Annotated in this window: 24 protein-coding genes and 1 tRNA gene; 17 read left to right on the forward strand and 8 right to left on the reverse strand. The window is 70.2% G+C overall.

Annotated features, from left to right (window positions below; translation table 11 throughout):
- Positions 1–38 precede the first annotated feature (38 nt).
- Genes E5843_RS05820 through E5843_RS05830 form a run of 3 tightly spaced genes read right to left on the reverse strand, consistent with a single transcriptional unit; the run spans position 39 to position 2,529 of the window.
- Positions 39–809 carry an SDR family oxidoreductase gene (locus E5843_RS05820; protein ID WP_136412095.1) on the reverse strand — a complete coding sequence of 257 codons (771 nt, stop codon included), beginning with the start codon at positions 807–809 and terminating at the stop codon, positions 39–41.
- 29 nt (positions 810–838) lie between these two features.
- Complete coding sequence (locus E5843_RS05825) at positions 839–1,648, reverse strand: NRDE family protein (protein ID WP_141065774.1); 810 nt, start codon at positions 1,646–1,648, stop codon at positions 839–841.
- 38 nt (positions 1,649–1,686) lie between these two features.
- A complete protein-coding gene (locus tag E5843_RS05830) occupies positions 1,687–2,529 on the reverse strand; it encodes a hypothetical protein (protein ID WP_136412097.1) in 843 nt (280 codons plus the stop codon).
- A 108-nt stretch (positions 2,530–2,637) separates the two neighbouring features.
- On the opposite strand from E5843_RS05830, the gene E5843_RS05835 reads away from it, so the two are divergent.
- From E5843_RS05835 to E5843_RS05860, 6 genes are all read left to right on the forward strand, one after another.
- Complete coding sequence (locus tag E5843_RS05835) at positions 2,638–3,507, forward strand: M15 family metallopeptidase (RefSeq protein ID WP_141065775.1); 870 nt, start codon at positions 2,638–2,640, stop codon at positions 3,505–3,507.
- 98 nt (positions 3,508–3,605) lie between these two features.
- Positions 3,606–3,866 (forward strand): PAAR domain-containing protein, encoded by a 261-nt coding sequence (locus E5843_RS05840; protein ID WP_136412099.1) that lies wholly within the window; start codon positions 3,606–3,608, stop codon positions 3,864–3,866.
- A gap of 62 nt (positions 3,867–3,928) precedes the next feature.
- On the forward strand, positions 3,929–5,359 hold the full coding sequence (locus tag E5843_RS05845) for a hypothetical protein (protein ID WP_136412100.1): 1,431 nt from the start codon (positions 3,929–3,931) through the stop codon (positions 5,357–5,359).
- A gap of 11 nt (positions 5,360–5,370) precedes the next feature.
- Positions 5,371–9,108: a type VI secretion system membrane subunit TssM gene (tssM, locus tag E5843_RS05850; protein WP_141065776.1), complete on the forward strand. Its 3,738-nt coding sequence runs from the start codon at positions 5,371–5,373 to the stop codon at positions 9,106–9,108.
- Complete coding sequence (tagF, locus tag E5843_RS05855) at positions 9,105–10,088, forward strand: type VI secretion system-associated protein TagF (protein WP_134673128.1); 984 nt, start codon at positions 9,105–9,107, stop codon at positions 10,086–10,088. Before tssM ends, tagF begins: the two co-directional genes overlap by 4 nt.
- A gap of 1 nt (position 10,089) precedes the next feature.
- Complete coding sequence (locus E5843_RS05860) at positions 10,090–10,851, forward strand: OmpA family protein (protein ID WP_136412101.1); 762 nt, start codon at positions 10,090–10,092, stop codon at positions 10,849–10,851.
- A 3-nt stretch (positions 10,852–10,854) separates the two neighbouring features.
- On the opposite strand, the gene tssA is transcribed toward E5843_RS05860, so the two are convergent.
- The 4 genes from tssA to metX form a co-directional block, all read right to left on the reverse strand.
- The gene (tssA, locus tag E5843_RS05865; RefSeq protein ID WP_136412102.1) at positions 10,855–11,925 is read right to left on the reverse strand and encodes a type VI secretion system protein TssA; all 1,071 of its coding nucleotides are present in this window, start codon (positions 11,923–11,925) and stop codon (positions 10,855–10,857) included.
- 88 nt (positions 11,926–12,013) lie between these two features.
- Positions 12,014–12,100 (reverse strand) — tRNA-Leu (locus tag E5843_RS05870).
- Positions 12,101–12,143: 43 nt separating this feature from the next.
- Positions 12,144–12,737 (reverse strand): cysteine dioxygenase family protein, encoded by a 594-nt coding sequence (locus E5843_RS05875; RefSeq protein ID WP_136412103.1) that lies wholly within the window; start codon positions 12,735–12,737, stop codon positions 12,144–12,146.
- A 55-nt stretch (positions 12,738–12,792) separates the two neighbouring features.
- Positions 12,793–13,908 carry a homoserine O-acetyltransferase MetX gene (metX, locus tag E5843_RS05880; RefSeq protein WP_134673132.1) on the reverse strand — a complete coding sequence of 372 codons (1,116 nt, stop codon included), beginning with the start codon at positions 13,906–13,908 and terminating at the stop codon, positions 12,793–12,795.
- A gap of 80 nt (positions 13,909–13,988) precedes the next feature.
- On the opposite strand from metX, the gene E5843_RS05885 reads away from it, so the two are divergent.
- Together E5843_RS05885 and E5843_RS05890 are read left to right on the forward strand one after the other, a co-directional pair.
- Complete coding sequence (locus E5843_RS05885; protein WP_244240845.1) at positions 13,989–14,642, forward strand: DUF998 domain-containing protein; 654 nt, start codon at positions 13,989–13,991, stop codon at positions 14,640–14,642.
- 32 nt (positions 14,643–14,674) lie between these two features.
- Positions 14,675–15,286, forward strand: coding sequence for an HD domain-containing protein (locus E5843_RS05890; RefSeq protein ID WP_136413046.1), 612 nt, complete (start codon positions 14,675–14,677; stop codon positions 15,284–15,286).
- Positions 15,287–15,305: 19 nt separating this feature from the next.
- Here the strand turns inward: E5843_RS05890 and E5843_RS05895 are convergent, their stop codons facing one another.
- Positions 15,306–15,776, reverse strand: a complete 471-nt coding sequence (locus E5843_RS05895; protein ID WP_136412105.1) for an FKBP-type peptidyl-prolyl cis-trans isomerase — start codon at positions 15,774–15,776, stop codon at positions 15,306–15,308.
- Positions 15,777–15,962: 186 nt separating this feature from the next.
- Between E5843_RS05895 and E5843_RS05900 the strand changes: the two genes are divergently transcribed.
- From E5843_RS05900 to E5843_RS05940, 9 genes are all read left to right on the forward strand, one after another.
- Positions 15,963–17,996: a S9 family peptidase gene (locus tag E5843_RS05900; protein ID WP_141065777.1), complete on the forward strand. Its 2,034-nt coding sequence runs from the start codon at positions 15,963–15,965 to the stop codon at positions 17,994–17,996.
- Positions 17,997–18,283: 287 nt separating this feature from the next.
- Complete coding sequence (locus E5843_RS05905; protein WP_134673135.1) at positions 18,284–18,739, forward strand: PA2169 family four-helix-bundle protein; 456 nt, start codon at positions 18,284–18,286, stop codon at positions 18,737–18,739.
- A 120-nt stretch (positions 18,740–18,859) separates the two neighbouring features.
- Positions 18,860–19,225, forward strand: a complete 366-nt coding sequence (locus tag E5843_RS05910) for a DUF6164 family protein (protein ID WP_136412108.1) — start codon at positions 18,860–18,862, stop codon at positions 19,223–19,225.
- Positions 19,226–19,330: 105 nt separating this feature from the next.
- Positions 19,331–19,999, forward strand: a complete 669-nt coding sequence (locus E5843_RS05915) for a hypothetical protein (protein WP_141065778.1) — start codon at positions 19,331–19,333, stop codon at positions 19,997–19,999.
- A 105-nt stretch (positions 20,000–20,104) separates the two neighbouring features.
- A complete protein-coding gene (locus E5843_RS05920; protein WP_141065779.1) occupies positions 20,105–20,728 on the forward strand; it encodes a hypothetical protein in 624 nt (207 codons plus the stop codon).
- 218 nt (positions 20,729–20,946) lie between these two features.
- Positions 20,947–22,518 carry a leucyl aminopeptidase gene (locus E5843_RS05925; RefSeq protein WP_141065780.1) on the forward strand — a complete coding sequence of 524 codons (1,572 nt, stop codon included), beginning with the start codon at positions 20,947–20,949 and terminating at the stop codon, positions 22,516–22,518.
- A gap of 84 nt (positions 22,519–22,602) precedes the next feature.
- Positions 22,603–22,815, forward strand: coding sequence for a hypothetical protein (locus tag E5843_RS05930; RefSeq protein ID WP_136412113.1), 213 nt, complete (start codon positions 22,603–22,605; stop codon positions 22,813–22,815).
- Between the two features lie 52 nt (positions 22,816–22,867).
- The gene (locus E5843_RS05935; RefSeq protein WP_136412114.1) at positions 22,868–23,620 is read left to right on the forward strand and encodes a sulfurtransferase; all 753 of its coding nucleotides are present in this window, start codon (positions 22,868–22,870) and stop codon (positions 23,618–23,620) included.
- A complete protein-coding gene (locus E5843_RS05940) occupies positions 23,617–23,973 on the forward strand; it encodes a hypothetical protein (RefSeq protein WP_136412115.1) in 357 nt (118 codons plus the stop codon). The genes E5843_RS05935 and E5843_RS05940 overlap by 4 nt, the downstream gene beginning before the upstream one ends.
- Positions 23,974–24,025: the final 52 nt, after the last annotated feature.

The following is a 24,025-nucleotide window of genomic DNA, read 5'->3' on the forward strand; positions in this document are numbered from 1 at the left end:
TGTGGAATGGACCGCGGCAGTGCGCCGCGGCGGTGGGGTTACTTCGGTGCCAGCCGCACCGCACCGTCGAGGCGGATGGTCTCGCCGTTGATGTAGCGGTTGCCGAGCAGGTAGGCGACAAGGTCGGCGAATTCCTCCGGCCGGCCCAGGCGCGACGGGAACGGGATCGAGGCCGACAGCGAGGCCTGCACCTCGTCGGGCATGCCGTCGACCATCGGGGTCCAGAAGATCCCCGGCGCGATGGTGTTGACGCGGATGCCGAAGCGCGAGAACTCGCGCGCCATCGGCAGGGTCATGCCGACCACGCCGGCCTTGGATGCCGAGTACGCGGCCTGGCCGATCTGGCCTTCGTACGCTGCGACCGACGCGGTATTGATGATCGCGCCGCGCTCGCCGTCGTCGCCGGCGTCGTTGTGCTGCATCACCGCCGCGGCGGCCTTGGCGACGTTGAAGCTGCCGACCAGGTTGACCATCACCGTCTTCGAGAAATGGTCCAGCGCCATCGTGCCGTCGCGGCCGAGTACGCGGCCGGCGCCGAGGATGCCGGCGCAGTTCACGCAGGCGTTGAGGCCGCCGAGGAACTCGCGCGCCGCGGCGACGTTGCTTGCCACGCCGGCCTCGTCGGTGACGTCGGTGCGGAAGTAACGCACGTTGTCGTCACCCAGCGCGGCCACCGCGTCGGCGCCCTTGCCGTCGTTGACGTCGAACAGCGCCACCTTGCCACCGCGGGCGACGAGGTGTTCGGCGACCGCCAGCCCAAGCCCGGAAACACCACCGGTGACGATGGCGCGGATGTCGGACAGCTGCATGGGAACTCCTGCTGCGAAAGGACGCGATTCTACCCGGCGCGCTGTTGCGGCGTCCGCGCCAGTACGTCGAAGGAGGCGCCTGCGGCCGCGCCGTCCGGCCCGAAACGGCGCTCGGCGAACACCAGCGACTGCGCATCGGCCAGCACCACCGAACTCGAGCGCGTGCCATAGACCGGGTCGCGGATGAAGGCCGGTGACAGCCGGCGTTCCAGCGCAAGGCCGATGCCGGTATCGGGCAGGCGTTCGTCGGGCGCCTGCGCGGTGTCGGCGAGGGCGTCGAACAACGGCGCCAGTGTGTCGGGCGTTGCCGCGGGCCCGTGCTCGCCGGGCAGGTCGTCGAGCCAGGCGGCGAGCGCCCGCGTCGCATGCGCGCTCTTGGGCCAGCTGGCGTCGAACGCACCGTTCGACATCGCGTGCAGGCCGGGCGCCACCGGCATCGCCACCGGTTCGGGCACGTTGCTGGCGAATCCCAGGGTGTCGCCGTCCCACATCAGCAGGTTGAAACGTCCGTACGCGCGCGCCTGCGGCTGCAGGGCTTCGGCATACGCCAACGCGCCGTCATTGCCGCGCACGAAGTCACGCACCAGCCAGCCGCGCGAATGCCGTGCCTGCTCCGGCTCCAGCCCGCGACGGACATTGGTGACCGCGGCCAGCCGGCCACGCGTCGACACCTGCAGCCAGCTGCCACCGGCGACGAGGTCGCGGCCGCCATAGACATCGCCTGCGTCCGGATCGAACCCGGCCGGCGCAGTGGCGCGCGCGTGCGCCTCGTCGCGGTTGGCGATGAGCACCAGCGGCCAGCGCGGGTGCAGGCGATAGGCGAGGGCGACCAGGCACATGGCCCCAGCTTAGCGGGGCGGTGCGGATTCCCGTGTGGTCAGAGCGGGCACAGCGGAAGTCGCCCGGCGTGCGGCGCGCAGACGCGGTCGCGACAGGCGATGCCGGCAGGCGTATTCGCACGCGGACAGGCAGCGAGCGCCTGTTCCACCTGCTGACGGGTGCGCGCCTCGCGCCGCGAAGCGGGTTGCGGCTGCGGCCCGCCAAGGCTTTCCAGCCTGGCCTGTGTCTGGCGGCTGCGCTCGTCATCGGCGCGCAGCTCCGCGACCAGCGCATCCATCGATTCATGTGCCTCGCCGGTCGCGCTGCCGTCCTGGTGGATGATCCTCATCAGCGTCGACAGCAGCCCGCCGTCGTCGGCCGGTGCAGCAGGCGCGGTCGACGCTGCGCGGCGCACCGGCGGACGTGAAGGTGCAGCACGGACGGCACCCGCAGGAGGTGCCGTCGCCGTCGCCGTGGCCGTTGTCGTCGCGACTGCCGACGCAGGTGTCGCATCGGCCTCCGGGGACGTTGCGCCGAGCCGGCGGAACGGATCGTCGGCACGGTCGTCGACGATCACCGCGACATCGTGTGGTGGGTCGCCCGTGTCGACCGGCAGCGGAATGTCTTGCGCGGCGATCGCCGGATCGTCGACAGTCTGCGCCGGATCCGCAGGGGCGTGCTGCCACAGGCGCATCGCGGCGAGGAGCAGGAGCACAAGGACGGTGACGACGATGAACCCCAGCAGCAGCCGCCTGCCGGCGAGCGCGCGCCCGCGATGGCTGCGCGGCGCGCGCTCGGGCTTGCGCTGTTCCATGTCCGCAAGGATGCGGCCGCTGCCTGCGGCCATCGTATGGCCGCTGCCCGCGACAAGGCTGGGCCGGGTCGATTCACCAGTATTCAAGGGCAATCCTGCGCTTGTCCGGCCACGGCCGGAATCAGTCCGTTGCCGCATTCTATGCGGCGCCAATGGCGCGGCGTCAATGGCGTGCCGCGCAGGCCAGGTGGTGGCATGACGTTGTTCGTCGTGTTGCTGGCGTTCTTCGCCGCGGCGTGCGTGCTGAGCTGGCTGCTGCTGTTCGACGGTGCGCGCGATGGCGTGGCGGCCTGGTTCGCGCGCGTGTGGACGCGCACTGCACGTACCGGCGCAAGCACATCGCGACGCCTTGCCCGCGGCCTCAGTGCCGGTCGCCGCGTCGCCGCCGGCGGGGGTTCGACCCTGCTCGACGGCCTGCGCCGGTACCGCTGGCTGTTGCTGGGTTCGCTCCTGCTGCTGGTGCTGCCGCCGTTGCTGGTGCTCGGGCTGCGCCAGCGCGTCGTGCTGCCCGGTTTCGATGGCGACGATCTCGCCGAATCGCAGACCATGGTCGCGGGACTGTTGCGCGGCGAGCGCCTGGTGCCGCCGCCACCGCCGCCGCCGGCGGTGTTCACCACCCGCGAGATCCGCGAGGAACGGCCCGAGATCGTTACCGCTGATCGCCGCTGGGACCATCTCGACGCGGCGCTGCAGCAGCGGGTGCTGGCGATCTACCAGGTCATGCGGTCGCAGTACGGCATCCGGATGGTGCTGGTGGAAGGCTATCGATCGCCCGAGCGGCAGGCGGAGCTCGCGCGCGAGGGGCGCGCCACGCTGGCGGGTGCGTGGTCGAGCTGCCACCAGTACGGCCTGGCACTCGACAGCGCGCCGATGCGTGACGGCAAGCTGCAGTGGGACATGGGTGATGCCTGGACCCGGCGCGCCTATTTCCTCTACGGCGAACTCGCCGAGCAGGCCGGCCTGACCTGGGGCGGGCGCTGGACCCGCCTCAAGGACTACGTGCACGTCGAATCCACGCGCAGCTGCCGCGAGGCGCGCGCGGCGCGAAGGGCGGCGGACGGCTGAGCCGGCACAGGGAAGCTGCCAAGCGGCGACGACTCCTGCTATCTTCGCCGCCGGGCCGGTTGCGGTCCGCAGGAGCGGTACGACAGGGAGAGCACGCGATGTCGCGTCCAATCATCGTCATCGGCGACAGGATCGACCACGGGGGAAGCGTGGTCTCCGGAACCCAGGCCTCGGGTATCACCGGCACGCCGATCGCGCGCATCGGTGATCGCGTCGTGTGCCAGCGCCACGGCCCCACCACCATCGCATCGGGTGACCCCACGCTGATCGTGGACGGCCAGCCCGTCGCCCGGCACGGCGACAGGACGGCGTGCGGGGGCACGCTGCTGTCGTCGCAATCCACCGCGTTCGTGGACTGAGGCAGGCGCATGGGGCAGGACGCCCACAGGGGAACGACGGGAGACGGAGGCGCATCGCCGTGATGCGCGCGTTGCTCGTGGCCATCGTGGTGTTCGCTGTCGTGTGGCTGTGCGCCATCGGCCTCTGGCGCGGCACCGGCGCGACGCCGGGCGGCGTGCAGATGGCCCTGGTGCTGGGGGTGTTGCCGCTGGCGCTGCTGGGCGGCGTGTACCTGGTGCGCAAGGCGCGACGCCGCGAGCCCACGGACGCCGGCGCGTCGCCGGGTGCGATGGCCCCGGACGGCACGCCGCGGGACACGGTGACTGCGCCGGCAATCGCGGTGCGCGCCACGGCCGTGTGCCTGCCGAGCGCGGACAATCCCGCCGATGCCCTGGCCGCTCTGGTGCAGCCGCGGCGACCGGGCCTGCATCCGACCCTGCGCGATCGCGATGGCTTGCCGGTGTTCGCCGCATCTGTCGAGCACGTCGACACGCTGACAGCCGACGGGATGCTGCAGCGGCACGCACCGGGCGTGCGTGCGGGCGAAGAGGCGCTGCGCGCGCTGGCGCTGCTCGAGCAGGTGGCCGAGACAGTGTTCGCCGACACCGCGGCGCTGCTGCCGCGCGCAGTACAGACGGATGGGCAGGTCATTGCCGGCATGCACCATCGCGAAGCAGCGACCGCAGGCGAACGCGTCGACGTGCAGCTGCTCCTGCCGGCAGCGTGGCCCACGGCACTGCGCGAAGCGTCGGCCACGGCCATGCGGCAGTGTGCCGCCGATTGCGGGTTGCCGGCGGCGCAACTGCATGTGCAGGCCGTGCCTGTTGCGGATGCGCGCGAGGCGTGGTCGCGGTTGCGACTGGTGCTGGATGCGGCGGACACGCCCGTGGGTCGCGACCAGCCGCGCAGGTGGCATGTGCTGCTCGCGGCCGATTCGCAGGTCGGCGCACAGGCCGTTCGCAGGCTGGAGTCCGCAGGCCTGTTGCTGGGTGCGCGGCACCAGGACGGCGTGCTGCCCGGCGAGGGTGCGGCCGGCGTGCTGCTGCTGCCCGCCGCCGATTGCGACGGTGCCATGGCGCTGCTGCACCCCCTCGTGGATGGCGAGACCTCGCTGGCATCGCTGCGTGCCGGCGCGCGCGCGACGGCTGACCTCCTCGAGCGCGCCATGCGCCAGGCCGCTATCGGGGCGTCGTCGATCGGCCTGGTGCTCAGCGACGCCGACCAGCGCTCCACCCCTGCGGTGGAGACCGCCGCGGCGGTGTCGCTGGCCTGCCCGGATCTCGATCCTGTCCGCGCATGCGCCGCGCTGTGCGTGCCCAACGGTGCGCTGGGCATCGTCGCGCCGGTCGCACAACTGGCGTTGGCCGCCGCCCGGGTCGTCGGCTCGTCGCAACCCGTGCTGGCGCTGTCGTTGCCTGACGAGCGCAGGCGCCTGGCCCTCGTCGTGGTGCCGCCTGTCGCCGACGACTCCACCACCCATGACGACGCCGACGCGTCGACCACCGCCGCCTGACGGATTTCCCGATGTTCAGCAGACTCCGCTATTACCTCACCGACTACCGCGTGCTCGCCGCGATCGGCATCGTCTCCGCAGCGGCGATCGCCTGGTTCGGTGCCGATGGTCTGCGGCGGATCGGGCTGTGGCTGCTGGCACTGCTCATCGTTTCGCTACTGGTGTCGACGGTGGTCTGGCTGGTGCGGCGGCTGCGTGCGCGGCGCGCCGCAGAGGGCATCGACCGGATGGTCGCCGACGATGCCGACCGCGCGGTCGCGCATGCACGACCGGCGGCGAAAGCGGACACCGAGGCACTGCGCACACGGATGATGGAAGCGGTGTCGGCGATCAAGTCGTCGCGCATCGGCGTGCTCAAGGGCAAGGCCGCGCTGTACGAACTGCCGTGGTACGTGATCATCGGCAACCCGGCTGCCGGCAAGAGCTCGGCGATCCTCAATTCCGGGCTCAAGTTCCCGTTCGGGGACAGCCGCGGCAATGTCATCCAGGGCATCGGCGGCACCCGCAACTGCGACTGGTACTTCACCACCGAAGGCATCGTGCTCGACACCGCCGGCCGTTATTCGGTCAGCGTCGAGGACCGGCTGGAGTGGTTGACCTTCCTCGACCTGCTGAAGAAGAACCGTCCGCGCGCGCCGCTCAACGGCATCCTCATCGCCGCAAGCATCGCCGAGATCTCCGGCAGCAAGCCCGAGTTCGCCATCGAGCTGGCCAAGAACCTGCGCCAGCGCGTGCAGGAGATCACCGAGCGGCTGGAGGTGTTCGCCCCGGTCTACGTGGTGTTCACCAAGGCCGACCTGATCGCCGGCTTCACCGAATTCTTCCGTGGCCTGGACCCGGCCGAGCGCGAGAACGTCTGGGGCGCCACGTTGCCGTTCGAGCCGCATGCCGGGACCGATGCGCTCGCCGCGTTCGACGGCCACTTCGACGAACTCGCCGACGGGCTCAAGGAAATGAGCCTGAGCCAGATGGCGATGCAGCGCGGCGGCCAGGTATCGCCCGGGCTGCTGACGCTGCCGCTGGAATTCGCCGCGATCAAGCCGGCGCTGCGCATCTTCATCGCCACCCTGTTCGAGGACAACCCCTACCAGTTCAAGCCGGTGTTCCGCGGCTTCTATTTCACCAGCGCGCTGCAGGAAGGCCATTCGGTGCACTACGCATCCGAGCGGGTGTCACGCGAGTTCGCGCTGCAGCCGTCGCGTGATGCAGTGGCGGAGCCCTCGACCACCGGCCACACCGCACATTTCCTCAGGGACCTGTTCCGCAAGGTGATCTTTGCCGACCGCGGCCTGGTGCAGCAGTACTCGAGCCCGCGCCGCACCCGCCTGCGCTATGCGGTGTTCTTCGGTTCGGTGGCGGCGCTGGCGCTGGCCCTGGGCGGCTGGGCGTGGTCGTACACGACGCACCGCCAGCTGGTCGAGAACGCGTCGCGCGACCTCGAACAGGCCGTGCGCGTGCAGGACGGTCGGGTCGACCTGCAATCGCGGCTGCAGGCGCTGTCGCTGCTGCAGGACCGTCTCGAACAGCTGGCGCGTCACCGGCAGTCGCGCGGCATCGCCTCGGCGCTCGGCATGGACCAGAGTGATCGCATCGAACAGAAGCTCCGCGACGAATACTTCCACGGCATGCGCCAGGTGATGCTTGCGCCCACCGGCGCACGGCTGGAAACCTTCCTGGCCGATGTCGCCGCCGGTGGTGGCCTGCGCGAATCGGCCACCCCCCGCGACCACGCGCAGCCGCAGGAGGCGACGTTGTACCAGGAGGCGTCGCCCGAGGACGCCAACGACGCCTACAACGCGCTCAAGACCTACCTGATGCTCGGCAATCGCGGGCGTGTGGAGCAGGCCCATCTCGCGCATCAGCTGACCCGCTTCTGGCGTGGCTGGCTGGAGGCCAACCGCGGGCAGATGTCGCGCGAGGAGCTGGCACGCAGCGCGGAGAAACTGCTCGGCTTCTACGTCGCGCAGGCGGACGATCCTGCCTGGCCACAGCTCGAGACCAGGGTCGCGCTGGTCGCCGATACCCGCGAGGCGTTGCGCCAGGTGATGAAGGGCCAGCCGGCCATCGAGCGGGTGTTTGCGCAGATCAAGGCGCGCGCGGCCACGCGCTTCCCGACGGTCACTGTCGCCTCGCTGGTCGGCGAGGACCGCAACGGCGGTGCGATCGCGGGCAGCTATGCGATCTCCGGTGCGTTCTCCCGCAGGGCCTGGGAGGACTACGTGCGCTCCGCGTTCGACGAGGCGGCCGGCAGCGAACTCAGCACCACGGACTGGGTGCTCGACACCACCGAGCAGAGCGACCTGTCGCTGGCGGGCAGTCCGGAGCACATCTCGCGCCAGCTGGCCGCGCTGTACAAGCAGGAATACGCGCAGGAATGGCAGAAGTTCCTGCAGGGCGTGAGCGTCAACCGCTTCGAGGACTTCGAGACCGCGGTCGCACGCATGAACAGCCTCGGCGATCCGCGCAATTCACCGCTGCGTGCGTTGCTCGAGGCGATCAACGAGCAGACCGTCTGGGACAACCCGGCCGCGCTGCGAGCCGCGCAGGGTCCCGGGCGCAGCGGCTTTGTTGCATGGTTCCAGCGCGTGGTGCTGCGGCGCACGCCGTCCTCGCTGGCGATGGAGGTCCATCCGGAAACAGGCAAGCCGGTGCAGGCGCCGATGGGTCCTGTCGGCAAGACCTTCGAGGGTTTCGCGCGGCTGATGGGCACCGGCGACGGCCCGGCGCTGATCGACAGCTATTTCCAGACCCTCGGCAAGCTGCGCAGCCGGCTCAACGCAATCCGCACCGAGGGCGAGCCGGGCCCCGGCGCACGCCGGTTGATGCAGGACACGCTGGGCAACGACGGCTCGGAGCTCAACGCCGCGCTGGCGCTGGTCGACGAGCAGATGCTCAACGGGCTCGACGAGACCCAGCGCGATGCGTTGCGGCCACTGTTGCTGCGCCCGCTCACCGAAACCTTCGCCGCGCTGGTGGCGCCCACCGAGGCCGAGATCAACCGGGTCTGGGCGGCGCAGGTGTACCAGCCGTTCCGCACCGGCATCGGTCGCCAGTTTCCGTTCGACGTGGGCGCCGATGTCGACGCTGCGCCGGGCGAAGTCGCCGCGGTCTTCGGCAGCAGCGGCGCGGTGGCCGGTTTCAACAGGGAGGCGCTGGGCACGCTGGTGATCCAGCGTGGCAACCTGCTCGAGCCGCGGCGCTGGGCCGGCATGGGAATCACCCTGTCGCCGGAACTGGTCAGTGGCTATGGCGACTGGGTCAGCGGCAACGCCGCCGGCGCGGGCGGCCAGGACACCACGATCTTCCAGATCCAGCCGGCGCCTGCGATCGGCGCGGTCGAGTACACGCTGGAGATCGACGGGCAGGCCATGCGCTACCGCAACACGCCGCCGACCTGGACCACGTTCCAGTGGCCCAATCCGGGGCAGGTGCCGGGCGCGCAGCTCTCGGTCGTCACCAGCGACGGACGCACCGTGCGCGTGGTCGATGCGCCGGGCAGCAACGGCTTCGTGCGCCTGATGGAAGCCGCCCGCGTCGAGAGCCGGCCGGACAGCAGTTCGGTGACATGGAGCGCGGACGGGATCTCGATCACCGTGGACATGCGCATCACGCGCCGGGCCGGCACCGGTAGCGGCACTGGCGAATGGCAGCGCGGCCTGCAGTTGCCGTCGACGGTGGCCGGAGAGCCGGGCGACTCCGCGACCGCATCCGCCGATGGCGCGGAAGCATCCATGGAGGAAGGCGCATGAGCCAGACAGCGACCGCCGCGGTCAGTTACTTCGGCAAGATCCCGGCACGCGGCGACTTCGTGCGCACCGCCGACGACCATCAGCTGATGGCGCTGCTCGACCGCTGGGCCGGCGGCAGCATCGAGTTGCTCGCGCGCAACCCGGACTGGAAGCGGCTGTACGACGCCTCCCCGGGCGTTGCCTATGCGTTCCTCGGCTCGCGCAGCCGGCTGGTGGTGTGCGGGCACCTGCGCCCGAGCCGCGATGCCTCGTCACGGCGGTTTCCGTTGCTGTCGGCGATCCGGCTCGAGGTCGGCCAGCCGCTCGCGTTCCTCGCCCGCAGCCCGCTGGCGCTGTCGCGGGTGTGGACGGGGCTGTCGCGGCTGTCGGCGAACGCGGTTGCCACCGACGCACCCGAGGAGCCGCTGCGCACGCTTGGCGAAGCGCGCTACGAACTCGCGGTCGATCCGGTGGCCTACCAGGCGCCGTTCGACGACTTCCTCGACCTGGAAACGATCGGCTCGTTGCAGGCGCGGCTGCGCGATGGGGGCCATGCCGAGGTCTCGTTGCGGCAGATGCTGCCCGCGCTCGGACTGCTGCTGCAGCCCCTGCTCACCGGAGGCGGGGTCAGCATCGACAAGGGGCTCGAACTGCCGCTGCCCACCGACACCCTGCACCGGCCCCTCGTGGCCGCGTTCTGGCTGGACCTGGTCGCCGGCTTCATCGCGCGCGGCGATTTCGAACTCGCCGTGCTGGTCCGCGACGAGACCGCGCCACGGCTGGTGATCGGCTTCAACGGCACGCAGGACCAGGTGCTGGGCGCGGTGCTGGATCCGACGGTGGCGGCCGACTACCTGATCCGCGGCAGCCAGGCCGGCTGGGTCGAGGATTACCTGCCCGGCGACTACGCGCTCAACCGGCTGGCCAGCTATCTCGACCGCGACGAGCTGTCGCTGAAGACCGCACGCAAGCTGTTCTGCGAAACCTTCCTGGGAACCTGAGATGCGAACGATCCTCCACATCCTGCTGCTGGCGTGCGTGTTGCCGGCCGCGGCTGCGTCCGCACAGGACACCGCGAAGCCCGTCATTGCCGAGGGCATCGTCCCGGACCAGGCCAGCAAGTCGCTCATCCTGGCGCGGCTGCACGAGGTCTACGGTGCGGAACGCGTGGTCGACCGCCTGCAGGTGGAATCCATCCCGGCACCCCCGAACTGGGGCGAGTACGTGGCCAACATGGTCGGCCCGGGCCTGCGGCGGGTGTCCGAGGGTGCGCTGGAGGTCAACGGCCAGGCGGTGCGAATCACCGGCCAGGTGGTCAACGAGGCGCAGCGGCAGCAGGTCGCCAGTGAGCTCAGCCTTGCCAGTAGCAGCCGCTATACGGTCACCAACAGCCTGCGCACCGGCGGGTCGGGCCAGGGCCTGCTGGACGCGACACTGGGCGACCGCATCGTCGAGTTCCAGAGCGGCAGCGCGCAGCTCACCGACATCGGGCGCGGCATCCTCGACGAGATGGCCTCGGGCCTGCGCGAGATCGGCGACGCGCGCGTGCAGATCGTCGGCCACACCGACGACGTGGGTGCCCGGCAGGGGAACATCGCGCTGAGCCAGGCACGCGCACTCGCGGTGCGCGACTACCTGGTCGGTCAGGGGATTTCCGTCGACAGCCTCAGCGTGCTCGGCGTCGGCCCGGACGAGCCGATCGCCGACAACGCCAGCGACGAAGGCCGCGCGCGCAACCGCCGCATCCAGTTCAAGGTGCTGTAGCGCTCAGCCGTACGGATCCTGTGGGACATCCTCGACGTCGAGCAGTTCCTGCATCTGCGCAAGCGTCGCGTCGTCCCTGATCACGCGCTTGAGCCACACGTGCAGCGGCATCTCGCCCCAGCGCGCGGCCTTGTCGGCCAGATAGGCGACCGGGCTGTGCGGCTCGGTGCGGCGGAAGAACTCCGCGACCTGGCGTAGCTGCGCGAGTGCCTGCCGACGCGACGCCGGCGCACCCGCCGCGACCGCGGCGTTGCCAGCAGTGGCGATATCCGGCGTCGGCGTCGGCGTTGGGTCCAAAGACATTGGCACGTCGGTCGCGTCGCCGCTGCTGGTCCCGTCGAAAAGCACGCCCGCCTCGCGGGCAAAGCGGCCGACCATCCGGCGCAGGGTGTCGATCTGGTCGTTGACCGCGGAGAAGCTCGGGCCGTCGACGCCCAGCCGTGCATCCACCGCCAGCTGCAGCTCGTGCAGGGCCTCGGCGCAATCGTCCACGGCGTTCAGTAGCCCGCGGTAGAAGCCGTGCGGAGTGTCACGGCGCGCGGCGTCGAGCAGGTCGAGGCCGGGGCGGCCGTCGCCCGGATCCTGTTCGCCGCGCGCGTGCGCGGCTTCGAACGCGCCGAGCCCGAAGCGCCCCTGTGGCGCCTGCACGATCGGCAATGTGCGCAGCCACTGCAGCGAGTTGCCGAGCAGCCAGCCCAGGTTGCCGATGCGCTCTTCGTGGTCGTCGCCATCGGGCAGGGGGTGCAGCTCGTCCCAGTAGCGGTCGCACAGGCCGGCGACGAGCCGGTAGCCCTGCGCAAGCCCGCTGAACCCGTGCAGCTGGCCGTTGGCCTCCACCAGCCAGGCGGCGATGCGCAGGTCCTTGGTGCGGGTGCGCAGCAGCTCGCTGCTCATGCGCGCGGCGATCGCCCAATCGGCGCTCTTGATGTCGGTGACCCAGTCACCCTGTTCGAGGGTGGGGTCGTCAGCGCGACGCGCTTCCTGGATCAGGTCGAGTTCCGAGGAAAACGCCAGGTCTTCGCCGGCAGGGTAGGTGGCGTCGATCGGCGCCAGCAGGTCGTCCAGGTCCAGCATGTCGGGAGTCCGTTTCCGAGATGGCCCGATTCCAGTCGAGCCGTCGCCGTATCCGCACTGGCGACGCGCTGACCGGCCTGTGGGCCGGTGGTGCCGGAGGCGGGACTCGAACCCGCACGCTTTTAAGGGCGGCGGATTTTGAGTCCGCTGCGTCTACCGATTCCGCCACTCCGGCGCGGAGCGCGAGTATAGCGCCAGCTGCCGGCGCTGCGAGGCACTCAGCGGGCCGGATCCACCGCGAGTGGACTGTCGATGCGCCGGTGCCACTCGCCCTCCTCGGGCACGAAGCGCGCGCAGCGTTCCATCGGGCCCTTGTAGATGTGCACCGACACGGCGACGCGGTCGCTGCTGGCGTTGGCGATGGTGTGGTACTCGTGCGGCGGGATCAGGCTGCCGGCGCTGCCCGGGCCCGCCTGCATGCCGCCGGCGGCACGGAAGCGGAAGCGCTCGCCGGCGCGTTCCAGCAGTTCGTACTGGGTGATCTCGAGCACGCCGTGCCACACGCCTTCCACGCACCACAGGCCGCAGTGATCGTGCAGCGGGGTCGCCTGGCCCGGCCCCCAGGTCATCGCGACGACGCTGTAGCCGTGCTCCGGGCTGCGATAGAGCTCGCGGCGCGCGTAGTGGTCGGCGACGGGTTCGTGCACGCACGCCGGCAGTTCGACCTCCGGATCGCAGATCACGTTGCACAGCACGGTGCGCAGCGCGGCGGTCACCGCATGCTCGCCGCCGCTGGCGACCGCGGCGTCGATGGCGCGCACCAGCTTGTCGCGGCCGGTGAAGCGGATGTCGGGCAGGGCGGTCTCGTTCATGGCGATCATTCTAGGCCAAGCACCGCGACCGGGCCGGCATCGTCGCGGCGGCAGCCTAGAGCGCGTCGAGGAATCCGCGCACGGCGGGACCGAAACGCTCGAAGTCGACCAGGAAGGCGTCGTGCCCCTGCGGCGAAGGCAGCGGCAGGAAGCGCGCATCGCAACCGCCGGCACGCAGGCCGTCGGCAATCTCCTCCTGCTGCTGCAGCGGGAACAGGATGTCGGTATGCACGCCGATCGCCAGCGCGCGTTCGATGCGGATCGCCGCCAGCCCGGCCAGCGTGTCCCCGCCCAGCGACTCACCGATGTCGAACCAGTCCATGCAGCGGCTTAGGTAGAGGTAGCAGTTGGGATCGAAATTGCGCACGAAACGTCGCGCGTGCGCCTCGAGGTAGCTCTCCACCTCGAACTCGAGGCCGAACGGGTCTTCGTCGTCGCGGCGATCGGAATCCAGCCGCACGCGGCCGAAACGGCCATCCCACTCCAGCGCCGAGCGATAGGTGATCACGCCGAGCTTGCGCGCCATGCGCATGCCGCTTTCGGGATAGTGCGCGTCGTCGTAGTGACCGCCGTTCCAGTCCGGATCCAGGCGGATGGCCTCGCGCTGCAGCGAGCGGATGGCGATCGAGAACGGCAACGCCTGCGCGGCACCGGACACGTTGATATGGCTGCGCGCACGGCCGGGATGGCGCAGCAGGAAGGCCAGTGCCGCCATGCCGCCCATCGAGTTGCCGATCACGCAGGCCAGGCGCTCGATGCCGAGCGCGTCCACCACGCGGACCGCGGCATCGGCGACGTCCTCGATCGACATGTCCGGGAAGCGCAGCCGGTAGGGCTGGCCGTCCTCCGGCGAGGGCGAGGCCGGTCCGGTCGAGCCCTTGCAGCTGCCCAGCGTGTTGACGCAGACGACGTGCCAGCGATCGGTGTCGATCGGCTTGCCGGGACCGACCATGGCCTCCCACCAGCCGGGCGACGGGTCGTCTTCGCTGCTGGCCGCATGCGCGTCGGGCGACAGCCCGGTGAGGATCAGGATGCTGTTGTCGCCGGCCGCCGAGCGCGTGCCCCAGGTCTCGTAGGCGATGCGCGCGCCGCGTAGTGCGCCGCCGCGCTTCATCGGCAGTGGCTGCTCGAGCTGGAGGAAGCGCGTGCCGGGGGGGATGAATTCCGTCATCGCGAAAGTGTAAGCGCAGCCCGGCGTCGCGGGCCGGCCTCTGTAGGACAATCCACCGGACCCGGCCGACGCTTTCACCCATGTCCCCATCGCCAGACCTCCGTTACGCGCGTTCACGCATATCCCTGCTGCTGGCGGCGGCGGGGATGGCGCTGTTCGTCGGCATCGCCATCGGCATCCATCCGCTGCGCCCCGACCTCCACTGGCTGGACGCACAGATGAGCCGCTACCTGCTGCAGCCATATGGCGGCTGGCTGCAGCTGGCGTACTGCGCACTGGCGATCGCGATCGTCACGATCGCGTTTGCGGTGCAGGCTGCGCTGGCGCCTTCCGCGCGCAGCGGCGGGCCGACGCTGCTGTTCGTCGCAGGCGCGGCGTCGCTGGTGGTGACCGCATTCGCGCCGATGGATGCCGATGGCGCCGATCCGACATTCGTCGGCTGGGTCCACGGCCTGTCGGCGCAGGCGGCGTTCCTCTGCGTCACCGTGGCGATGCTGGTGCAGTCCGCGTGGCTGCGCCACGACGTGCGCTGGCGCACGCGGATGCCGCTGGCGTTGGCCATCGCGATGGCCGCTTTCGCCGGCCTGTGGACGCTGGTGCTGGTCGACGACCTGCCGCGCGGGGCAGCGCAGAAGGCGGTGATCGCGGTCATCGTGCTCTGGCTCCTCGTCATCTGGTCGGGCCTGCTCGCCGACCGGCGGGGGCACAGGCGGCTGCCCGGAGGAACGCCATGAACGTGGCTTTCGATCCCTATGACGTTCCGGGCATGCCGGAGCTTGCGCCGGCGCAGCGTGCGGCGCTGGAAGCGGCCTACGCGGATCCGCCGCGCGCCTACCATTCCTTCGCCCATGTCGGCGAGGTGATGCGCGAGATGGCCGGGATCCTGGCGGCGCCAGGCTGGCATCGGCCCCGCGAGGTGTGGCTGGCGGTGCTCTACCACGACGCGGTGTACGTGCCCGGCGCGACCGACAACGAGGCACGATCCGCGGTGCTGGCGCGCGAGGCGATCGCGCGCTGGATGCCCGACGCCGGCATCGATGCGGCGCGCGTCGCCGGGCTCATCGAGCTGACCGCGCGGCACGGCCAGCATCAGCCGGAGGACTTCCCCGACGATGCCGATGGCGACGACACCCGTCGCTTCCTCGATTGCGACATGGCGATCCTCGGCGCACCGGCGGCGCGCTTCGACGCCTACGACCGTGCGATCGCCGCCGAATACCGCGACCGCGTGCCGGGCTGGCTGTACCGAATGCAGCGGCGGCGCTTCCTCGCCGCGCTGCTGCGGCGCCCACGGATCTACCTCAGCGCCGAATTCCACGCGCGGCTGGATACCGCGGCGCGCGCCAACCTGCGGCGCGCGCTCGTTACCAAGCGCTGATCAGACAGGCTGCCGGCGCTCAGCCGGCGTCGATCGCGTGGCCGTTCTGCTTTTCCTCGTCGGTCGCCGCGCGCACGCTGGCGATACGGACATCGAAATGCAGGGTCTTGCCGGCCAGCGGATGGTTGCCGTCGACGCGGACCTCGTCCTCGCCGACCTCGACCACGGTGACCAGCAACGATCCGCCCTCGGTCTGGGCGCGGAACTGCATGCCCGGGCGCACGCTGTCCACGCCCTGGAAGGCCTGCTTCGGCACCGACTGCACCATCTGCGGATTGTGTGCGCCGTAGCCGAGCTCCGGCTCGACGTCGACCACCAGCTCGTCGCCGGCGACGTGGCCCGTCAGCGCGTTCTCCAGGCCCGGCACGATGTTGCCGGCACCGTGCAGATAGCTCAGCGGGCGATCGTCCGGCGAGCGGTCGATGACTTCACCGGCATCGTCGGTGAGGGTGTAGTGGAAGCTGACCACGCGTTCGGCCGCGATCTCCATGGGATCTCCTGATTCATTGGGGTTGGGAGTACGCCGGTCGACTCACGACGCCAGAGAAGTGGTGCGTGCCGGCAGGCTAGGGGAATCGGCAGGCCGGCTGCAACCCGTCGCGTCGACCTGCACCACGGCGCGGAATGCCGCTGGCGCTGTGGCAAAGTTGCCGCCTTGTCGGGATGGAGTGCACGGATGAGGCGGATCTGGTTCCTTGGCCTGGCGGCGGCGCTGCTGCCGGTCGGAGTGATGGCGCAGGCAGCTGGCATGACCCTGGAGCAGATCGCCAAGACGCGCACCGCGTCGGGCGTGGCGATCAGCCCCGATGGCGGCGAGATCGCCTATGTGCTGGCGGTGCCGCGGCAGCCGGGCGTGGACGAGGACGGTCCCGCACGCACCGAGCTGCACGTGGTGTCGCGCAATGGCGACAGCCGCGGCTACGTGACCGGCAAGAGCAATATCGCGGCGCTGCAGTGGTTTCCCGATGGCCGCTCGCTGGCATTCCTGTCCAAGCGCGAAAGCGACGGCACCCGGGGTGTGTACCGCATCCCGTTGCGCGGTGGCGAAGCGGTGCGATTCGCGTCGCTCAAGACCGATATCTCCGGCTACAGCCTGTCGCCCGATGGCGCCCGCGTCGCCTTGCTGGCGCCGCAGCCGGAAAGCGACGCGTTGGCGGCGCAGCGCAAGCACGGCTTCACCCAGAAGGTCTACGAAGAGGACTGGCGCCCGACCGCGCTGTGGATCCAGGACGTCGACGCCGGTGCCGACGCGCGCGCCCTCAAGATCGACGGCAGCGTGCAGAGCGTGCACTGGAGCCCGGCTGGCGATCGCCTGGCCCTGGTGGTCACCCCGCGCCAGCTCACCGACGACACGCTGGTGTTCGCGCGGGTACGCATCGTCGATACCGATGGCCGCGAACTTGGACGCGTCGACAATCCGGGCAAGCTCGGCCAGCTGGCCTGGAGCCCGGACGGCGAACACCTCGCGGTGATTTCCGCCGCCGATCGCAACGATGCCGCCGATGGCCGCCTCACCGTCGTCGGCAAGAACGGTGGCGCGCAGCGCGACCTGCTGCCGGGCTTGCTGGGACATGTCTCGCACGTGGACTGGCGCGGCAACGATCGCCTGGTGTTCCTGAGCCAGGAGGGCGTGCAGACCCGGATCGGCGAGATCGATGCCGATGGCGGCAACCCGCAGACGGTGCTGGCGGCGGAGGGTTCGCCGGTGTGGGGCGGACTCAGCGTGGCACGCGGCAGCGGCGACCTCGCGCTGGTCGGGCATTCCCCGCAGCATCCGCAGGAGGTCTTCGTCCTCGGCCGCGGGCAGGCGGCGCCGAGCCGGCTGACCGACAGCAACCCGTGGCTGGCCGACGTGCGTCTCGCACGGCAGGAAGTGGTGCGTTACCGCGTACGCGACGGTCTGGAGATCGAGGGCATGCTGGTGCATCCGCTCGAGCGTCGCGGCAACCAGCGCGTGCCGCTGATCCTGGTCGTGCACGGCGGGCCGGAGTCGCATTACTCGAATGGCTGGCTCACCGGCTATTCGCAGCCCGCGCAGGTGGCCGCCGCGCGCGGCTTCGCTAGCTTTTTCCCGAACTACCGCAGCAGCACCGGCCGCGGCGTGGAGTTTGCGAAATCCGGCTACGGCCGGCCGGGCATGGAGGAGTTCGACGACCTCGTCGATGGCGTCGACCATCTCGTCGATATCGGCCTGGTCGACCGTGAGCGCGTCGGCATCACCGGCGGTTCCTACGGCGGCTACGCCAGTGCGTGGGGTGCCACGTACTACAGCGAGCGCTTCGCCGCATCGGTGATGTTCGTCGGCATCTCGGACCAGGCCAGCCTGGTCACCACCGGCGACATCCCGCAGGAGCAGCACCTGGTGCACATGGGTGCATTCCCGTGGGAGAACCCGGAGATGTACCGCCAGACCAGCCCGATCACCCACGCGCAGAAGTCGCGCACGCCGACGCTGATCCTGCACGGCGAGGCCGATCCGCGGGTGCCGGTGATGCAGTCCTACATGATGTACCGCTACCTGCAGCTGGCCGGGCAGGCGCCGGTGCGGCTGGTGCTGTATCCCGGCGAGGGCCACGGCAACCAGCGCGCGGCATCGCGCTGGGATTACGCGATGCGGCTGATGCAGTGGATGGAGCACTACCTCACCGGGCCGGGCGGCGAGCCGCCTGCCTACCAGCTCGAGTACGCGTTGCCCGACGCGGAGCGCTGAGCGACAGGGCAGCCATCGACGGAAGGCCGGCAGCGATGCCGGCCTTTCGCGTTTCCGGGCGGCGATCGGCGCCGCGTGGAGCGTGCAGGCGGCTCCGGTCCCGACGCCCGTTCGTAAGCACTGCGTGATCGCATGGCTCACATGCCTTTGAGCGCCGCGCCGTTAGCCTGGGTACGCCGCATCGATGCATCGCGCTTACGCGCCGACACGATGCGCCGTGGCCCGATACGCAGCTGCCGTGTGCGCGTGCGACGGGCCCGTAACCCCCACGATCACCAGGAGACACCATGAACCAGCAGAGCCGAACCACCGGGACGTTGAACGACCTGATCGCCATCGCCCGCGACGGGCAGGAGTTCTACCAGGATGCGTCCACCCGGATCGACGATGTCGAACTGAAGTCGCTGTTCACCCGCATTGCAGGCACCAAGGCGACGATCATCGCCGAGCTGGGCGCCGCGGTGCAGGCGGTGGGCGGCGACCCCGAGGACTCGGGGACCCTGCGTGGCTCGATGCAGGAGATGTATGCCCGCGTGCGCGCCGCCCTGGGCGACAAGGAATACAGCTATGTCGCCGAGCTGGAGGAATCCGAGGATCGCCTGCTGCATGCATTCGAGGATGCGGTGAAGGACGACAGCACCCCGGCGGCCGCCCGCAGTGTCGTGACCCGGCTGATGCCGGAGGTGCGCGCCTGCCACGACCTCATGCGTGCCCGCAAGCATGCGATGAAGGGCGCTTCGTAAGTCGCGCACCTGGTTCCATGCGTCTGCACGGCCCATCCGGTAAACCGGGTGGGCCGTGTGCGTATCGGGGCGGACACGCCGCTAGAATGACGATCGTCCCTCGCGTCGCCCGGCTGTTCGATGTCCAAAGTCCTGCTGCACCTGCGTAACGTCCCGGACGAGGAAGCCGATGGCGTCCGTGCATTCCTCGATGCCCATCGCATCGCCTGGTACCAGACCAGGCCCGGCCCACTCGGGATCACCGGTGGCGCGATCTGGATCAAGCATGACGAAGACCATGCGCAGGCGCGCCGACTCATGGACGGTTACCAGCAGGAACTGCGCGAGCGTGTCCGCGCCGATCTTGCGCAGGCGCGTGCGCGCGGCGAGGACGAGAGCTTCGCCGACATGCTGCGGGACCGTCCCGCCTGGGTGCTGTTGCGCGTGCTGGCGATCCTCGGGTTGCTGGCGCTGATGGCCTTGCCGGGCTATCTGCTCTGGCGTTAGCGTTGAGTGGTCCCGATCGCGAGCCGCGATGTGCGTTCATCCGCTCACGTGCACTGAATGCCGGAATCCTATGATCGGTGCCGGCCGATCGCTTGCGGATCCGTGATGAAATCGAGCCTTGTTATCGCACTTGCGGCCGCTGTCGCGGCATCGTTGTCGGGCTGCGGGGATCGCGCCCCGGACCCGTCGCCGTCGTCCCCGCACGGCGCAGGCGCGCCCGCGCCCGAGGGCGTGCCGGCCAACGATCCTGCCGTTCGCCGGCTTGAACGCGCGGCGCCTCCGGAGCTGCAGGCACTGGTGAACGGCCGCTTCCAGCCGCGCGGTGACCGCGCCACTGAAGCGACCGGCGCGATCGAGGTCACCGATCACGCGATCTCCGCCGCCAAGGGTGATGACCTGCCTACCGAGCGCATCGCCATCGTGCGCGGCGATGACCAGTACCGCCCGGGCGAGCGGTATTCCAACCTGCTGATGGTCGGTGCCGAACAACCGGTGGAACTGCGCCGCGTGTATCCGCTCCCCGTCGCGGGCGATGCCACCCCCTCGGATGGGCGCGACGGCGTGCCGATGGAAGACGATCCATCGCGGCCAGCACCTGCACGTGTCGGCCCGCCGCTGTGTGCCTCGGGCGATGCCGACTTCGTAGCGCTGGTCATGCTCAACGAAGGTGCGCAACAGGTCGTGCGGCTGGCTGGTCTGCAGGGTCGATCCACCCCGGCGGCCGGGGCCGAGGACATCGAGGCATGCGCAGTGCTGGAGTACCAGGCGGGCTGAGCAGGCGGTCGCACTCCGCGGGTCCGGGAGACATCGGCTTACGGAAAGTGAACATCTGTGCAGGGACCAGTCCCGATAATGCGCGCAGTTTTCACGGAGCTGAAGATGACCTCGCGACCCCTCCGACTGTTGTTCGTCGCCCTCGGGGCGACCGGACTGGCCGCCTGCCAGGACATCGGTGACACGCCCGCCACGCACGTCTCGACCACCGCGCCAATCGTGGTGACCGCGGCGCCTCCACCGGCCGACGTCCCCAGCCATGACCCGCAGCTGCGCCCGGGTTCGCGTGCCGCACCGCCGATGCTGCATCCGGTCGCGCTCGGCCCGTTCGAGACCGGGAATCCGACCGCGGAATCGATCACCGGCAGTATCACCATCGAGGGTTCTCGCATCGTCGGCGAGAACGGAGCCGAGTTCGTGACCGAGCGCATCGCCATCCTGCGCGGCGGCGACGAGTTCCTGCCCGGCCAGCGCTATGCCGACGCGATGATGATCGGGACCGAGCATCCGGTGGAGCTGCGCCGGGTCGTGGCGGAAAAGTGGCCGACGCGTGCGCCGGGCAACGCGATCTGCCGCGACATGAAAACGGGTTATCTCGCCATCACCAAGGTCGCCGAGGGCGAGCACGACGTGGTGCGGGTGATGGGCCTGCGCGGGCAGGACATGCCGGCACCGAGCGCGCAGGACGTGGTGGTCTGCGCGTCCTCGTCATATTACGCCCGCCGCTGACGGCTGGCGCTGACGGCCGGGCGCTGACCGCCAGACGGGCCTGTCGGTCGCAGCCGTGCACTGCGCATGGCATGCAGTTCCATCGACCGGTGCGGTCTGCGGTAACGCGTAGTCGCCACGGGCCGTGACCAACGGCACCCGGCCCCGGCGCGCGTTTTCTCTATGGTCGGACACTTCGCGGCCGCATCGGCCGTTCCATCCGTACGTCTGGAGTCCGCATGTTCCGATCACCTCCGCTGCAGCGCCTGCTGCTGGCGCTGTTCCTGTCGTGTCTTGCATTGCCTGCCGCCGCACAGCGCGAGATCCGCTTCGATGCCTATGCCGTGCCCTCCGGCGGCACGATCGCGCTGGCGATGCGTGGCGAGGGTGCGCAGGGCGGTGCGTTCGCCGAAGTCGACGCCGCAACCGGCGGTGCGCTGGCACGCGCCGTCGCGGCAGCCGGCTACAAGGGCCGCGCGGAGACCCAGCTCGACCTGCCGGGCCTGGCACCTTTCGATCGCGTGCTGGTGGTCGGGATGGGCAGCGATGCTGCCACCGCGCGCACGCTCGAGGACGTGGGCGGACGTGTCGGCCGCTTCGCTGCCGGCAGCACCGCAAATTCGGTCGAACTGCTGTGGCAGGGCGACGAGCCCGCGGCGGCGCAGCAGCTCGCGTTCGGCGCCGCGCTGGGTGGGTACCGCTTCGACCGTTACCGCTCGCAGCGTGAGGATGACAATGGCCCGCGCGCAGGCGCAGGCACGCTGGTGGTGCGCAGCCGCGATGGTGCGGCGGCGGCGCAGGCCTTCCAGCGCGACTGGGCGCCGGTTGCCAACGGCGTGAAGTTTGCCCGTGACCTGGTGACCGAGCCTGCAAGCGCGGTGTATCCGGAGGAGTTCGTCCGCCGCACCCGCCAGGCATTCAGCGGCATGCGGGGCGTAACCATCGAGGTGCTCGACGTCCCGGCCATGCAGCGCCTGGGCATGGGCGGCATCCTCGCCGTGGGGCAGGGCAGTGCGCGTCCGCCGCGCCTGCTGGTGGTGCGTTATGACGGTGCCGGTCGTGGCGAAGCGCCGGTGGCGTTCGTCGGCAAGGGCATCACCTTCGATTCCGGTGGCCTGTCGATCAAGGGCAGCGACGGCATGTGGCGGATGAAGTACGACATGGCCGGCGCGGCTTCGTCGGTGGGTGCCGTGCTTGGCCTTGCCGGGCGCGGTGCCGCGGTGAACGCCGTGGCCGTCGCCGCGCTGGCGGAGAACATGCCGTCGGGCACCGCCACGCGGCCGGGCGACGTGATCCGCACGGCGTCGGGCAAGACTTTCGAGGTCATGAGCACCGACGCCGAAGGGCGCATGGTACTGGTCGATGCGATCTGGTACGTGCAGGACCGCCACCAGCCGCGCGCGATCATCGACATCGCGACACTGACCGGTTCCATCGTCACCGCGCTGGGCGGCGACTACGCGGGCCTCTTCAGCCGCGACGACAGTCTCGCAGGCCAGTTGCTTGCCGCAGGCGAAGCATCCGGTGATGCGCTGTGGCGCATGCCGATGCATCCGGGCTACGGAAAGATGCTGGAATCGCCGATCGCCGATCTGCGCAATGGCGGCGGCCGGCCGGGTTCGGGCACCGCCGCGCACTTCATCGGCGAATGGGTCGGCAAGGGCACGCCATGGGCGCATGTCGACATCGCCGGCATGGCCTGGATCGAGACCGGCGGCACCGCCACCACGCCGGCCGGCGCCACCGCATTCGGCGTGCGCCTGTTCGACCGCTGGGTGCGCGACCACGTGGAAACGCAGTCCGCACCCTGACCCGCGCTCACTGCGAACCGACGGCGGTCCCGGGATGATCCTCGGGCCGCCGTTTTCTGTTCATGGCCCGGCCCGGAGTGGACCATGCGCAAGATCCTCAATGATCCGAAGTCGCGCCCGAAGCCGTGGCAGCGCGGCAACCCCAGGCCGGCGGCAGCGCGCGTACGCCTGTCCGATGCCCAGCGCGCGATGGCACGGGACCGTGCACGCAGTGCCGGTCGGCGCTATCCCAACCTCGTCGACAACATGTGGGCGGCGACGTCGCTGGATGCGGACGGGCGGCCGAAGCAGGTCTGAACACCGGGGGCCTGGCAGCGGGAGAGACGGCACGGGCGCGTAAACTATGCGCATGTTCACCAGCATTGCCGCCTACAGCTTCGTCCGCATCGCCGATCCGCGTGCGCTCGCCGATGCCATCGCAACCACCGCCGCCACGCATGCGTTGCTGGGCAGCGTGCTGGTTGCCGGGGAGGGCCTGAACCTGTTTCTCGCCGGCGAACGTACTGGCATCGACGGCTTTCTGCGCTGGTTGCGCGGCGATGCCCGCTTTGCCGCGATCGAGGTGAAATCCAGCAGCAGTGCGCAGCAGCCGTTCGCGAAGCTCAAGGTCAAGGTCAAGCGCGAGATCATCGCGTTCCGGCGCGAGGATGCGTCGCCGCTCGAGGGGCGCGCGCCCACCGTCGCCCCGGAGGTGCTTGCACGCTGGCTGCAGCAGGGCCACGACGATGCCGGCCGGCGGGTGGTGATGCTCGACACCCGCAACCGCGAGGAGGTGGCCTACGGCACCTTCGCGGGGGCACTGACCTTGCCGATCGACAACTTCACCGATCTTCCCGATGCCGTAGCCGTGCAGCGCGACCGGCTTGCCGATGCCACCGTGGTGAGCTTCTGCACCGGCGGGATCCGTTGCGAGAAAGCAGCACTGTGGATGCGCGCGCAGGGCATGGACAACGTGCTGCAGCTCGACGGCGGCATCCTCGGCTACTTCGAGCGTGTCGGCGGCACTGGATACGAGGGCCGTTGCTTCGTGTTCGACGAGCGTGTGGCGCTGGATCCGGCGCTGGCCGCACTGGCCGACGACGCAGCCGCGGGCACCGCATGAGCTGGATCGGCATCGTCGTGCTGGTGCTGGCGCTGTACCTCGGCTTCAAGCTGGTGGGCGTGGTGCTGAAGCTCGTGCTGTTCGTGGTCGCGCTGGTGATCGGCTATGCGCTGCTTGCGCCGCACCTGGACTGGCCGTCGCCGACCGAGGTCGTGTGGGTGCTGGGGCCGGATACCGATGCGCTGGGGCCGGATGGCCTGCGCGTGCTGGACGCCTCCGATATGCGCCAGCGGGTGGTGCACGGTGTTTCCAACGCGATCGCGGAGCGCGTCGTACCCGCGGTGGACGCGCCGGCGGATCCGCTGCCGGCCCCATGCGCCAGCGAACAGGGTGATTCCACCGGCGATTGCTGATCCACGGTATAGCGCCCTGACCCGCCCAAAGGCGGGTCAGGGCAGCCTTGAC

The organism is Luteimonas yindakuii, assembly GCF_004803715.2.
GTDB lineage: Bacteria > Pseudomonadota > Gammaproteobacteria > Xanthomonadales > Xanthomonadaceae > Luteimonas > Luteimonas yindakuii.